Annotated in this window: 15 protein-coding genes; 2 read left to right on the top strand and 13 right to left on the bottom strand. The window is 54.7% G+C overall.

The features are described from left to right. Positions 1-233 precede the first annotated feature (233 nt). The 9 genes from DPV68_RS05280 to DPV68_RS05240 all read right to left on the bottom strand — a co-directional run bounded on the left by DPV68_RS05280 (position 234) and on the right by DPV68_RS05240 (position 6,977). Positions 234-746: a metallophosphoesterase family protein gene (locus DPV68_RS05280; protein WP_114165755.1), complete on the bottom strand. Its 513-nt coding sequence runs from the start codon at positions 744-746 to the stop codon at positions 234-236. A gap of 5 nt (positions 747-751) precedes the next feature. Next, positions 752-1,342, bottom strand: a complete 591-nt coding sequence (locus DPV68_RS05275) for an XTP/dITP diphosphatase (protein WP_114165754.1) — start codon at positions 1,340-1,342, stop codon at positions 752-754. Further along, positions 1,339-2,088, bottom strand: a complete 750-nt coding sequence (gene rph, locus DPV68_RS05270) for a ribonuclease PH (protein ID WP_114165753.1) — start codon at positions 2,086-2,088, stop codon at positions 1,339-1,341. The genes DPV68_RS05275 and rph overlap by 4 nt, the downstream gene beginning before the upstream one ends. Beyond that, positions 2,081-2,887, bottom strand: a complete 807-nt coding sequence (racE, locus tag DPV68_RS05265) for a glutamate racemase (protein WP_114165838.1) — start codon at positions 2,885-2,887, stop codon at positions 2,081-2,083. The genes rph and racE overlap by 8 nt, the downstream gene beginning before the upstream one ends. Before the next feature lie 116 nt (positions 2,888-3,003). Further along, positions 3,004-3,267 (bottom strand): phosphocarrier protein HPr, encoded by a 264-nt coding sequence (locus tag DPV68_RS05260; RefSeq protein ID WP_021066838.1) that lies wholly within the window; start codon positions 3,265-3,267, stop codon positions 3,004-3,006. Positions 3,268-3,338: 71 nt separating this feature from the next. After that, positions 3,339-3,779, bottom strand: coding sequence for an acyl-CoA thioesterase (locus DPV68_RS05255; protein WP_114165752.1), 441 nt, complete (start codon positions 3,777-3,779; stop codon positions 3,339-3,341). Positions 3,780-3,788: 9 nt separating this feature from the next. Further along, a complete protein-coding gene (gene sdhB, locus DPV68_RS05250) occupies positions 3,789-4,577 on the bottom strand; it encodes a succinate dehydrogenase iron-sulfur subunit (protein ID WP_198662245.1) in 789 nt (262 codons plus the stop codon). 8 nt (positions 4,578-4,585) lie between these two features. Then, positions 4,586-6,343: a succinate dehydrogenase flavoprotein subunit gene (gene sdhA / locus DPV68_RS05245; protein ID WP_114165750.1), complete on the bottom strand. Its 1,758-nt coding sequence runs from the start codon at positions 6,341-6,343 to the stop codon at positions 4,586-4,588. Between the two features lie 16 nt (positions 6,344-6,359). Continuing rightward, positions 6,360-6,977: a succinate dehydrogenase cytochrome b558 subunit gene (locus DPV68_RS05240; RefSeq protein ID WP_114165749.1), complete on the bottom strand. Its 618-nt coding sequence runs from the start codon at positions 6,975-6,977 to the stop codon at positions 6,360-6,362. A 223-nt stretch (positions 6,978-7,200) separates the two neighbouring features. On the opposite strand from DPV68_RS05240, the gene DPV68_RS05235 reads away from it, so the two are divergent. Next, a complete protein-coding gene (locus DPV68_RS05235) occupies positions 7,201-7,593 on the top strand; it encodes a YslB family protein (protein ID WP_232819512.1) in 393 nt (130 codons plus the stop codon). A 41-nt stretch (positions 7,594-7,634) separates the two neighbouring features. On the opposite strand, the gene uvrC is transcribed toward DPV68_RS05235, so the two are convergent. Further along, positions 7,635-9,419, bottom strand: coding sequence for an excinuclease ABC subunit UvrC (gene uvrC, locus DPV68_RS05230; protein ID WP_114165747.1), 1,785 nt, complete (start codon positions 9,417-9,419; stop codon positions 7,635-7,637). 73 nt (positions 9,420-9,492) lie between these two features. On the opposite strand from uvrC, the gene DPV68_RS05225 reads away from it, so the two are divergent. Next, positions 9,493-10,806: a dihydrolipoyl dehydrogenase family protein gene (locus DPV68_RS05225; RefSeq protein WP_114165746.1), complete on the top strand. Its 1,314-nt coding sequence runs from the start codon at positions 9,493-9,495 to the stop codon at positions 10,804-10,806. 36 nt (positions 10,807-10,842) lie between these two features. On the opposite strand, the gene mnhG is transcribed toward DPV68_RS05225, so the two are convergent. The 3 genes from mnhG to DPV68_RS05210 are packed head-to-tail and all read right to left on the bottom strand — an operon-like array spanning position 10,843 to position 11,949. Beyond that, positions 10,843-11,202, bottom strand: coding sequence for a monovalent cation/H(+) antiporter subunit G (gene mnhG / locus DPV68_RS05220; RefSeq protein WP_034776781.1), 360 nt, complete (start codon positions 11,200-11,202; stop codon positions 10,843-10,845). Next, complete coding sequence (locus DPV68_RS05215) at positions 11,180-11,470, bottom strand: Na(+)/H(+) antiporter subunit F1 (protein ID WP_114165745.1); 291 nt, start codon at positions 11,468-11,470, stop codon at positions 11,180-11,182. Before DPV68_RS05215 ends, mnhG begins: the two co-directional genes overlap by 23 nt. Next, positions 11,470-11,949, bottom strand: coding sequence for a Na+/H+ antiporter subunit E (locus tag DPV68_RS05210; protein WP_114165744.1), 480 nt, complete (start codon positions 11,947-11,949; stop codon positions 11,470-11,472). The genes DPV68_RS05215 and DPV68_RS05210 overlap by 1 nt, the downstream gene beginning before the upstream one ends. Positions 11,950-11,953: the final 4 nt, after the last annotated feature.

Here is an 11,953-nt window from a genome sequence, read left to right as displayed (position 1 = left end):
GTCCTTCGAACCGTCTTGTCCTCGAAAGGAAATAAGTTTCCTCGGTATTACCATCAGCATGATCTGTTAAGGCTTCACCGATATAGTGTCGTCCACTCTATAGGTTTCTGTTTCCCTATAAAGGCTCCTATTTGTCTTGAAGGGCGTTGCTCTATCCAGCTGAGCTATTGGGACATTGACAAGAAAACTATAATAGAAAAATGGTTTGCTGTCAATTCCTTCTTTTCATTCCGTCACAGCTTTCCGCTCACATCGAGATCCTCGACGGCCGAACCGTCCTCTGACCGATAAAAGCGGACCGTGGCCTGTCCGTTCTCGAGATCCATCAGTACATACGTCTTGTCACTCCGTCCACGCGGCATCCGAATCGAGCCCGGGTTCACATAGAGCACCCCGTCCTCAATCAATGCTCCGGCGACGTGCGAGTGGCCGAACAAAACGACGTTCGCCCCGACCTCTTCAGCCCGGTAACGCAACCGGTTCAAGTCGTACTTCACGTCGTGGTGATGCCCGTGGACGATGAGAATCGTCCCTTCAGCCGTCTCCTCGATTCGCTCGAGCGGCAAGTCGCCGCCGAAGTCGCAATTACCCCGCACCGTACGATACGGGAGCAGATGTTCATCGACGAGCGCGAGCTGGGAATCCCCACAATGGAACGCGTCATCGATTTCTTGTTCGTGCCGGTTGAAGATGATCGCTAGTTCTTCTGTCAATCCGTGACTGTCACTGACTACGAGAAAACGCATACAGGTCACCCCTCCATAAACGGAATAATTTCTGCCTCTAACTTTCGTAGTGCTTGACCGCGGTGACTGACCGCCGCCTTTTCGTCGCGTTCAAGTTCTGCCGCCGTCTTATGAAGCGACGGGACGATGAAGAGCGGGTCGTAACCGAAACCATTCTCCCCGTGCGGCGCGTAGCCGATCGTCCCTTCAATCGTACCGCGTACCGTCAACGTCTCTCCGGTTGGTTTGGCCAGACAGAGGGCACAAATAAAGCGTGCCGTCCGGTCGGTCGCCCCGTTCAACTTCTCGAGAAGAAGCGCGTTGTTCGCCTCGTCCGACTTCTCCGGTCCGGCGAAGCGGGCCGAATAGACACCGGGCGCCCCATCGAGCGCGTCGACTTCGAGCCCTGAATCATCCGCGAGGACGGCGTGGCCGAAATAGCGGGCCGCCTCGGTCGCCTTCAGCTCGGCGTTCGCTTCGAACGTCGTACCCGTCTCGTCCGTCTCCGGTGCGTCCGGGTAATCCAAGAGCGATTCGACTTCGAAGCCGAGCGGCGTGAGCATCCCTTCGATTTCTGCGACTTTTCCTTGATTGCGTGTTGCGACGATGAGTTTCATGTCGTTTCCTCCAATTGTTCCCCGACATACCACCAGGAGGCACCGAGCGCGTCTTCGGCCGCTTTGAACAGCGTCTCGATTCCATTTTGGGCCATGTGGAGCATCTCGTTCATCTCGAGCAACGTGAACGTCGCTTCTTCCCCCGTGCCTTGCACTTCGACGAAACGTCCGCTCGCCGTCATGACGACGTTCATGTCGACCTCGGCCGCGGCGTCTTCTTCGTAGTTCAAGTCGAGAAGCAGCTCATCGGTCCGTCCGACCGAGATAGCGGCGACGCCTTCTTTGATCGGCGTGTCGTCGAGCTTGCCTTGGCGGATGAGTGCGTCGACCGCGAGGACGAGGGCACAGAAGCCGCCCGTAATCGAGGCCGTGCGCGTGCCACCGTCCGCTTGGATGACGTCACAGTCAATCCAAATCGTCCGTTCACCGAGCCGTTCCAAATCGACGACCGAACGGAGCGACCGCGAGATTAACCGTTGAATCTCCATCGTCCGGCCCGATTGTTTGCCGCGGACCGATTCGCGGACCGTACGGTTACCGGTCGCACGTGGGAGCATGGCGTACTCGGCGTTAATCCAGCCTTGCTTCTTGCCGCGCAAGAAGTTCGGGACGCGTTCTTCGACGGTCGCCGTACAGATGACTTTCGTGTCCCCGATCGAGATGAGGACCGACCCTTCCGCATGTTTATTCACATGGGGAACGATCTCGACGGGCCGGAGCTCGTCCTGTTGTCTTTCGTTACGCATCGACACCAGACACCTCTACTTTCTCCGCTCGCACGGGTTGACCGAGCCACTCTGTCGCCAAACGGTCAAAGATGACGACGTCCCCGGTCGCATAAAACCGGTGCACCGGGACCGTGTCCAAATCATTCTCGAGCTCTTTGAAATCCAAAATCGCGGCCACTTCGAGCGCCGTCTCGTCACCGGATGAGATCAAATGGACGTCAGGTCCGACGACGTCTTGAATGACCGGTGCGAGCAGCGGATAGTGTGTACAGCCGAGAATGAGCGTGTCCATCGCGGACGACTGGAGCGGGCGGATCGTCTCAGCGACGATATCGCGGACGCGTTCCCCGTCGAGTTCTCCGGCTTCGACGAGCGGGACGAACGGCGGACAAGCGAGCGAATACACATCGATTTCGCCGGCCACGTGCCGGAGCGCCGTCTCGTACGAGTCGCTCTCGATCGTCATCTTCGTGCCGATGACACCGATATGCTTGTTGCGCGTCCCTTTGACGGCCGCCCGGGCCCCCGGGTCGATGACGCCGATGACCGGGATATTGAGGCGTTTGCGAGCTTCTTTCAAGACGACCGCCGTCGCCGTGTTGCAGGCGATGACGATCATCTTCACATTTTTACTTAACAGGAACTCGATCAGTTCCCACGTATAGGCTTCAATCTCATCGTGCGGACGCGGGCCATACGGGCACCGTTCCGTGTCGCCGATATAGATAATTTCTTCTTTCGGTAGTTGGCGCATCAGTTCTTTGACCACCGTCAAACCGCCAACTCCTGAATCGAGTACTCCAATCGCTCGTTTCATGATCATCACTTCCATTCCCATCTATCTTACCAAAAAAGCCGATTCTGAAAAAGAAACGGTCTCGTGACAAACAAAAAAGACGAGGTAGCCGATTGGCCGCCTCGTCCGTCGCTCAATTACTGAGCAAGACCTTCGCTTGTGAGCATGTCAGAAAGCGTGTTAACCGCTTCTTCTGCATCGTCACCAGCTGCAGTGATTTTGATTGTAGAATCTTTAGCGATTCCGAGTGAAAGAACACCCATGATTGACTTGAGGTTTACTGTCTTACCGTTGTACTCAAGGTTGATATCTGATTGGAACTTAGAAGCTGTGTTAACCAACTGTGTAGCTGGACGAGCGTGAATTCCTGAATCTGCAACGACTGTGAACGTTTTTTCCATGACGTGATAGTCTCCCTTCAAATTTCAATTCTACAGGCGGACCTGCCGAATAATTGTTTGTGAACTCATTATCAAATGATAGCGGATTCGCAATAATTCTGCAAGCGATTTTTATATTCTGGAGTCCATTCGGTCGGACGACCGGTTTTTGACAAGTGCACGAGACTCGTGCGCCCCGCGAACATAAGCTGGTCTCCATCATATGCCCCGTAATGAATATCACATGAAGTGTTTCCGACCGTCAAGACATTGGCATACACCTTGATCGATTGGCGCGGCATCACCTGGCGGACGTAGTCACACTGGGCATCCGCCACGACGACGAACCCGTCTTTCAACGAAAATCCTGTCGCTTCAAGCAACTCGATTCGCGCGTCCTCGAAATAGATGAACGGAATCGTATTGTTCATATGACCGTACGGGTCGCACTCTGAGAATCGGACTTTGACATCTAGCGCGACCCCTGCTCTGACACGTGTTTCCCAATCGGCTTCCCGGAAGTACTTCGTCATCTGCAGCCCTTACGCCTCGACCGCAGAACCGGTGCGGCCTTTGTCGCTTCCGAAGAACGATTTAAACGAGTGAAGCGTCGTTTGACGGTTCATCGCGGCGATTGACGTCGTGAGCGGGATGCCTTTCGGACAAACCTCGACACAGTTTTGTGCGTTTCCGCACTGTGCGAGGCCGCCGTCTTCCATGAGCGCTTCGAGACGGTCTTCTGCGTGGAAGGCGCCAGTCGGATGCGAATTGAAGAGGCGGACTTGTGAGATTGCGGCCGGTCCGATGAAGCTCGACTTGTCGTTGACGTTCGGGCACGCCTCGAGGCAGACACCACACGTCATACATTTCGATAGTTCATACGCCCATTGACGTTTGTTCTCTGGCATCCGTGGTCCTGGTCCGAGATCGTACGTCCCGTCAATCGGAACCCATGCCTTCACTTTTTTCAACGCGTCGAACATACGCTGACGGTCGACTTGAAGGTCGCGAATGACCGGGAACGTCTTCATTGGAGCCAGTCGGATCGGTTGCTCGAGCTTGTCGACGAGCGCCGTACACGACTGGCGCGGCTTGCCGTTGATGATCATCGAACAAGCACCACACACTTCCTCGAGACAGTTCATATCCCAGTTGATCGGTGTCGTCTTGTCCCCGTTCGCATTGACCGGGTTCCGGCGGATTTCCATCAGCGCCGAGATGACGTTCATATTCGGACGGTACGGGACGGTGAACTCTTCCGTGTAGGTCGGTTGATCCGGACCGTCCTGACGTTCAATGATAAAACGAATGTCTTTTTGATCTGCTTGCATCGGCGTCGTCATTTCGTCTTCGCCCCTTTCTTCGAGTAATCCCGTTTACGTGGCGGGATTAACGAAACGTCGATTTCTTCGTACGAGATATCGACTTCCCCATTGTCATAACGTGCCATCGTCGTCTTCATGAACTTGTCGTCATCACGTTCCGGGAAGTCCGGTTTGTAATGAGCGCCACGGCTCTCGTCGCGTTTCAAAGCGCCAAGCGTGATGACGCGCGCGAGGTCGAGCATGTGGTCGAGTTGTCGGATGAACGATGCCCCTTGGTTGCTCCAGCGGGCCGTATCGGTCGCGGAGATGTTGTGATAGCGTTCACGAAGCTCACGGAGTTTGAGATCCGTCGCTTCGAGCTTGTCGTTGTAACGAACGACCGTGACGTTGTCGGTCATGAGTTCACCGAGCTCACGGTGGATTTGATACGCGTTTTCCGTACCGTCCATCGCGAGGATATCGTTGAACCGCTCGATTTCTTCACGTTCGTTGAAGTTGAAGAGCGCTTCTGGCACGCTCTCTGTCGCCTGGTCGAGACCGCGCATGTAGTGAACGGCCGATGGACCGGCTTCCATCCCGCCGTATACGGCTGAGAGGAGCGAGTTGGCCCCGAGACGGTTCGCACCGTGCATCGAGTAATCGCACTCACCGGCTGCGAACAAGCCTGGGATGTTTGTCATCTGATCGTAGTCGACCCAGAGTCCGCCCATCGAATAGTGAACGGCCGGGAAGATCTTCATCGGGACTTTTCGTGGATCGTCGCCGACGAACTTCTCGTAAATCTCAAGGATCCCGCCGAGCTTGATGTCGAGCTCTTTCGAGTCTTTATGCGACAAATCGAGGTACACCATGTTCTCGCCGTTGACGCCGAGCTTTTGGTTGACGCAGACATCGAAAATTTCACGCGTCGCGATATCACGCGGCACGAGGTTCCCGTAAGCCGGATACTTCTCTTCAAGGAAGTACCATGGTTTGCCGTCTTTATACGTCCAAACGCGTCCACCCTCACCGCGTGCCGACTCACTCATGAGACGAAGCTTGTCGTCCCCCGGGATCGCCGTCGGGTGGATTTGGATGAACTCACCGTTCGCGTACACCGCCCCTTGACGATAGACCGCTCCAGCCGCTTGGCCGGTGTTGATGACCGAGTTGGTCGACTTACCGAAGATGACACCTGGGCCGCCTGTCGCGAGGATGACCGCGTCCGATGGGAACGCTTTAATTTCCATCGAGCGCAAATCCTGACAGACCGCACCACGGCACACACCTGCTTCATCGATGATGGCCCGGAGGAACTCCCAGCCCTCATATTTCTCGACGAGCCCTTGCGCCTCGTAGCGACGAACCTGCTCGTCTAGTGCGTACAGGAGCTGTTGCCCCGTCGTCGCACCGGCGTAAGCCGTACGGTGATGGAGCGTGCCGCCGAAACGACGGAAGTCGAGAAGACCTTCTGGCGTCCGGTTGAACATGACGCCCATGCGGTCGAACATGTGGATGATCTTCGGTGCCGCTTCCGCCATCTTTTGGACCGGCGGTTGGTTGGCGAGGAAGTCGCCCCCATAGACCGTGTCATCAAAGTGTTGCCAAGGAGAATCCCCTTCCCCTTTCGTGTTGACGGCACCGTTGATGCCGCCTTGTGCACAAACTGAATGTGAACGCTTGACCGGTACAAGCGAGAATAGTTTTACCGGAACACCCATCTCAGCCGACTTGATTGTCGCCATGAGTCCAGCCAGACCGCCACCGATGACGATCAAACTTTGATTTGCCATGAACTTTTCCCCCTAATTACAAGATGCCCGCGAACGTCAAGATTGAACGGATGCCGACAAAAGATAGTGCCAAGAAGACGACGCCTGAGACATAGCTCATGAAGCGCTGTGAACGAGGCGACTGTGTGATCCCCCACGTGATGGCAAACGACCAGAGACCGTTCGCGAAGTGGAACGTAGCCGAGAGGATCCCGACTATGTAGAAGATGAGCATGAGCGGATTGTCGACGATGTTTTGCATCATCTCCGCATTTACCTCGACGCCACGCAACTTCGCCAAGCGCGTTTCCCAAACGTGCCATGCGATGAAGATGACGAGGAAGACGCCCGTGAAGCGTTGGAGCATGTACATCCAGTTACGGGCGTACGAGTAACGGTTCGTGTTAATCGAACCGAGAAACGCGTAGTACACGCCGTATACCCCGTGGAAAATCATCGGCAAGGCGATGACCGTCACTTCAAGGAAGTACAAATACGGTAAGCTCCCCATAAATTTTGCTGCCTTGTTGAACGATTCCACCCCATCGACGATATAGTAGTTGACCGACAAGTGAACGATCAAAAACAATCCGATTGGGATGACCCCAAGTAGCGAATGGACTTTACGACTGAAATAGTCACGACGCGTTGCCATTCTAGTTCCCCCTTTGTACGAGCCCTTGGCTCGTTTTGTAAATAAAAGCGTTTTCAAATGCAAATATAGCTTTCTGTCTCCTATTCTACTCTTGTGAAATTTGTATGACAAGACAACCCGACCGATTTGTGCCACATTCTTTTGCAAAATACCCGGTGACCAAAAGGTGAATCGTCGTTATAATGGTATAGAGAGAATGGAGTGATGGAAGAAGATGGAAACGATGAGCCAACCCACTTTCGCGATCGAACTGCTTCGCGATTATGTGTTGACGGATTTGCTCGGGGACGATTACGCCCAAGTCATCTATTGGTCGGGCAAACGGGTCGCACGCAAATTCCCGATCATGACGAATGACGAACTGAGCGCCTTCTTTATCGAGGCCGGATGGGGGCAATTGACGCTCTTAAAAGAAAAAGGGAATAAATTCTTGTTCGAACTCGTCCCTCCGCCTTCGACCCAAGAAAAGGCAACCGGCTACCACCAGCTCGAAGCTGGTTTCTTAGCCGAACAGATTGCCGGTCGTTTCCAATGTGTCGCCGAGGGCTACGCCGATGTGACGCGCCAGGCTGTCCAGATCACCGTCCAACTAGACCGAAAAGATACGTATGAATAACGAAGAGCCGATGCGTGAGTGCACCGGCTCTTGTTTTATCTTCATTCGTCCGTCTCCTCATGGACGTATTGCAAAACGGTCTCGGCCAGCTTCTCCGGTAGCCCTGCTTCCTTCAACTGTTCGAGCGAGGCGAGACGAATTTGTTTCATCGACCCGAAATGACGGATCAACTGCTGACGCCGCTTCGGCCCGACGCCCGGGATGTCGTCGAGCACCGACTTCGTCATCTTCTTCGTCCGCAGGCTGCGGTGGAACGTGATGGCGAACCGGTGGACCTCGTCTTGCATACGTTGGAGCAAATAGAACGCGCTCGAGCGCGAATTCAGTTCGACGACCCCGCCGCCCTCCCCGAACAAGAGCTGGCTCGTCCGGTGACGGTCATCTTTTTTCAACGAGCCGACGGGCAAGTCGAGCCCGAACTCGTTTTGCAGGACGTCGAGGGCCGCGTTCAATTGCCCGATGCCCCCGTCAATCAACAGCAAGTCCGGCAGACGTTTCTCTTCCGTCAACAGACGGCGGAAGCGACGACGGACGACCTCTCGCATCGTCTCATAGTCGTCCGGTCCTTGGACGGTACGAATCTTGTATTTCCGATATTCTTTCTTGAGCGGCTTTCCGTCTTCGAAGACGACGAGTGCCGAGACGGCGTCAGCTCCTTGGATGTTGGCGTTATCGATGATGTCGACACGCGACAAGTTCGGGATGCCGATCGCCTCACCGAGCTCACGCATGGCGAGGAGCGTCCGCTCTTCGTCCCTCGCGAGCAACTCGAACTTCTCGTTCAAGGCGATGCCCGCATTTTTCGTCGCCAAGTCGAGCAGTTGCCGCTTCGCCCCGCGTTTCGGCTGCATCACTTTCGTCCCGATCGCTTCGTTCAACAGATCGATGCGGACGATCTCAGGCACGAGCACTTCTTTCGGCAACACGTTCTGCTCATAGAACTGGACGATGAAACTCTCGAGCTCTTCGGACGGTTCGCCGTGGAGCGGGAACAGCGACACGTCGCGCTCAATCATCTTGCCACCCCGCATATAGAACACTTGAACGCACATCCAGCCGCGGTCGAGCGTATAGCCGAAGACGTCGCGCGCCGTCGGGTCGGCCGTAATCATGTTCTGTTTGTTCATAATCGACTCGACGGCCCGGATTTGGTCACGGAGCTCAGCAGCGCGTTCGAACTGCATGTCTTCGGCCGCTCGTCCCATATCGACTTGGAGCTTGGCGAGCGTCTCACTCGTCTCTCCATTCAGGAAACGGCGAATCTCCTGAACGATGGCTTTCTGCTCGTCCGTGTCGATGGCGAGCTCACACGGTCCGAGGCACTGCCCGATGTGGTAATACAAGCAGAGCTTGCGCGGCATCGGTTGGCATTTCCGGAGCGGATACAGTTTATCGAGCAACCGCTTCGTCTCGTTGGCGGCATAGGCGTTCGGGTACGGGCCGAAATAAAAGCCGCCGTCCCGCTTCAGCTTCCGCGTCGTGAGTAACCTCGGGTACGGTTCGTTCGTGATCTTGATGTACGGGTACGACTTGTCGTCTTTGAGACGGATGTTGTATTTCGGGTCATGCTTTTTGATGAGCGTCATCTCGAGCAGAAGCGCCTCGAGTTCGCTCGCCGTGACGATATACTCAAAGTCGCGAATCTCAGCGACGAGGCGCATCGTCTTGATGTCATGCGCCCCGGTAAAATAAGACCGGACCCGGTTTTTCAGATTTTTCGCTTTCCCGACGTAAATGATCTCTCCGTACTCGTTCTTATGCAAGTAACAGCCGGGCTCGTCAGGGAGCAGCGCCAATTTATGTTTAATGTGGTCAGAATGACTCAAATTCAATCACCTCAGTTTAAGTTCCTTCCAGACGGGAAAAATTTGATGAAGTCTCAGAGGGAGGGTTTTAGTTATGAAACGGTACGATGTCATCATCATCGGCAGTGGCTCGGCAGCGAGCCAAGCCGCTAACGTATTATGCGACGCCGGTAAACAAATTGCCATCGTCGAGAATTGGACGTTTGGCGGGACGTGCCCGCAACGCGGATGTGACCCGAAAAAGATGCTCGCGGAAGGTGCAGAGCTCATCGCCCGTGCGGAACGGATGAAATCGCTCGGCGTCCACGGCGAGCTCACGCTTGATTGGCATGCCTTTAAGCGCCGCGTCGATGAGTATCGTTTCGCCGTCCCGACGACGAAGATGCATCATTGGAAAGAGCACCACATCGACTTGTTCGAAGGAGAACCCCACTTCATCGATGAGGACTCGATCGTCATCGAAGGACATGAGATTTCGGCGCATCAGTTTCTGATCGCGTCAGGTCTCATCCCAAGACCGCTCGACATCCCAGGTGGCGACTTGGCTATCACGAGCGACGATGTTTTCGACCTCGACGACTTACCAAAACACGTCATCATCATCGGGGCCGGCTATATCGCGTTCGAGTTCGCCCATATCCTCCGCCGCTTCGGGTGTGAGGTGACCCTCCTCATCCGGTCGCGGTCGCTGAAGGCATTCGATCGCAAAGTCGTCAAACGGCTTGTCGATGAGACAATTCGGATCGGCATCGATGTCCGCTACGGGATTGAGCCCGTCCGGATAGATGGGAACGTGCTGACGTTATCAGATGACTCTACCCTCGAAGGCGTCGTCTTTAACGCCACCGGGCGAATTCCGAGCATCGAACGGCTCCGCCTGGACGCAGCCGGTATCGAGGCCGACCACGGCGGCGTCCTCGTCAATGAGTTCCTGCAGACGACGAATGAGAACGTCTATGCGGCTGGGGACGTCGCCAAGAGCCGCAACCCGGCCCTCACCCCGTTCGCCGGGCAGGAAGGTCGCATCGCCGCGCTCAATCTGTTGCGAAACAATACGCGGCCTTTGCCGGAGCGCCCTGCCCCAACGGTCGTCTTCACGACACCGCCGATCGCCAAGGTCGGACTGACGGTCGAGGAGGCGAAAGCGCGCGGCATCGACTACGAGTGTAAAGACAACGACTTGTCCCATTTCTTGACGTATGAGCGGATCAACGACACGACGGCGTTTTCCCGCATTCTGCTCAGTAAGGACGGCCATGTGCTCGGGGCCCATTTGATTGGGCAACATGCACCGGAATTGATTAACTTGTTCTCGTTCATTATACAAAACAATATCACCCATCAACACATCAAACACTTGGAGTTCGCCTATCCGACGTCAGCGTCCGATTTGTCGTTTCTCATCTAAAAAAGGCACTTCCATACGACATGGAAGTGCCTTTCGTCATTCGATTCCTTTATCTTTATCTTCTCTAAGTGCGTCTTGGAGCGATTTTTTCCAAAGCGGGACACCTTGAGAATGGGCCGCACGGGCCACCAAATGACTACCGACTGGTGCCGTCAACAAGACGAAGAACAATCCGAGCAGAAGCCGGGCGTCAAAAATGCGCTGGTCGACCCAGACGTGCAGGAGCGCCGCGAACAGGACGAACATGACGCCAAGCGTCGCGCTCTTCGAAGCGGCGTGGGCACGGGAATAGATATCCGGGAGCCGGATTAGGCCGATGGCCGCGACGACGGTGAAGAACACCCCGATAATCGTGAAGACACCGGTCAAGATGTCATAAATCATTGTTGCGGTCATGTTGGATGATCTCTCCCTTCTCGAGGAATTTCGAGAACGCCACCGTCCCGATAAAGGCTAAAATCCCGAGCAAGAGGATGACCTCGAAGAACATCGTCGTATCGAGCAAAATCGATAACAACGACACGACCGAGATCAACCCGATGCCGATCGAGTCGAGGGCGATGACGCGATCCGCCGTCGTCGGGCCTTTGACGACCCGGTACAGCATGCCGAGCATGGCGAGCACGAGGATGGCGAGGGCGACGTAAATAATAATATTTAACATTAGCTGGTCGCCTCCTTGATGTTCGACTCAAAGTTATCGTAAATGTCTCGTTTGAGCGACTCTTTATCCGGCATATGGAGCGCATGGATATAGAGCGTCTTATTGTCGTCTGACACTTGGACGACAAGCGTACCCGGTGTCAGCGTGATGAGCATCGATAGCCAACTCACTTTCCAACCGGCATCGAGTTCGGTGTGATACCGAAAAATGCCTGGTTGGATTTTTAGTTTCGGGCTCAAGACGAGCCGAAGCACTTCGATGTTGGCCACGACGAGCTCGCGACAGAAAATCAAGAACAGTTTAAACAGTTTCAACACACGGATGAAATAAAAATCCGTGTTTTTGAAGAAGCGGCGCATCATGAAGATGACGAGTAATCCGAGCAAATAGCCGATTAGAAATCCGCTCGTCGTGAACGTACCCGTGAAGAACATCCAAATAAACGCCAGGAAAAAGTTGATGAGTAGTTGGTAAGCCATCTCT

It is taken from the genome of Exiguobacterium sp. TNDT2, assembly GCF_003331145.1.
Classification (GTDB): domain Bacteria; phylum Bacillota; class Bacilli; order Exiguobacteriales; family Exiguobacteriaceae; genus Exiguobacterium.
Note: the sequence above shows the minus strand (reverse complement) of the source record. Positions and strands in the feature narration are given on the sequence as shown.

Excerpts from the sequence above, each read along its gene's own strand:
- DPV68_RS05280 (WP_114165755.1), bottom strand. The coding sequence starts at position 746 with ATGCGTTTTCTCGTAGTCAGTGACAGTCACGGATTGACAGAAGAACTA.
- DPV68_RS05275 (WP_114165754.1), bottom strand. The coding sequence starts at position 1,342 with ATGAAACTCATCGTCGCAACACGCAATCAAGGAAAAGTCGCAGAAATC.
- rph (WP_114165753.1), bottom strand. The coding sequence starts at position 2,088 with ATGCGTAACGAAAGACAACAGGACGAGCTCCGGCCCGTCGAGATCGTT.
- racE (WP_114165838.1), bottom strand. The coding sequence starts at position 2,887 with ATGAAACGAGCGATTGGAGTACTCGATTCAGGAGTTGGCGGTTTGACG.
- DPV68_RS05260 (WP_021066838.1), bottom strand. The coding sequence starts at position 3,267 with ATGGAAAAAACGTTCACAGTCGTTGCAGATTCAGGAATTCACGCTCGT.
- DPV68_RS05255 (WP_114165752.1), bottom strand. The coding sequence starts at position 3,779 with ATGACGAAGTACTTCCGGGAAGCCGATTGGGAAACACGTGTCAGAGCA.
- sdhB (WP_198662245.1), bottom strand. The coding sequence starts at position 4,577 with ATGCAAGCAGATCAAAAAGACATTCGTTTTATCATTGAACGTCAGGAC.
- sdhA (WP_114165750.1), bottom strand. The coding sequence starts at position 6,343 with ATGGCAAATCAAAGTTTGATCGTCATCGGTGGCGGTCTGGCTGGACTC.
- DPV68_RS05240 (WP_114165749.1), bottom strand. The coding sequence starts at position 6,977 with ATGGCAACGCGTCGTGACTATTTCAGTCGTAAAGTCCATTCGCTACTT.
- DPV68_RS05235 (WP_232819512.1), top strand. The coding sequence starts at position 7,201 with ATGAGCCAACCCACTTTCGCGATCGAACTGCTTCGCGATTATGTGTTG.
- DPV68_RS05225 (WP_114165746.1), top strand. The coding sequence starts at position 9,493 with ATGAAACGGTACGATGTCATCATCATCGGCAGTGGCTCGGCAGCGAGC.
- mnhG (WP_034776781.1), bottom strand. The coding sequence starts at position 11,202 with ATGACCGCAACAATGATTTATGACATCTTGACCGGTGTCTTCACGATT.
- DPV68_RS05215 (WP_114165745.1), bottom strand. The coding sequence starts at position 11,470 with ATGTTAAATATTATTATTTACGTCGCCCTCGCCATCCTCGTGCTCGCC.
- DPV68_RS05210 (WP_114165744.1), bottom strand. The coding sequence starts at position 11,949 with ATGGCTTACCAACTACTCATCAACTTTTTCCTGGCGTTTATTTGGATG.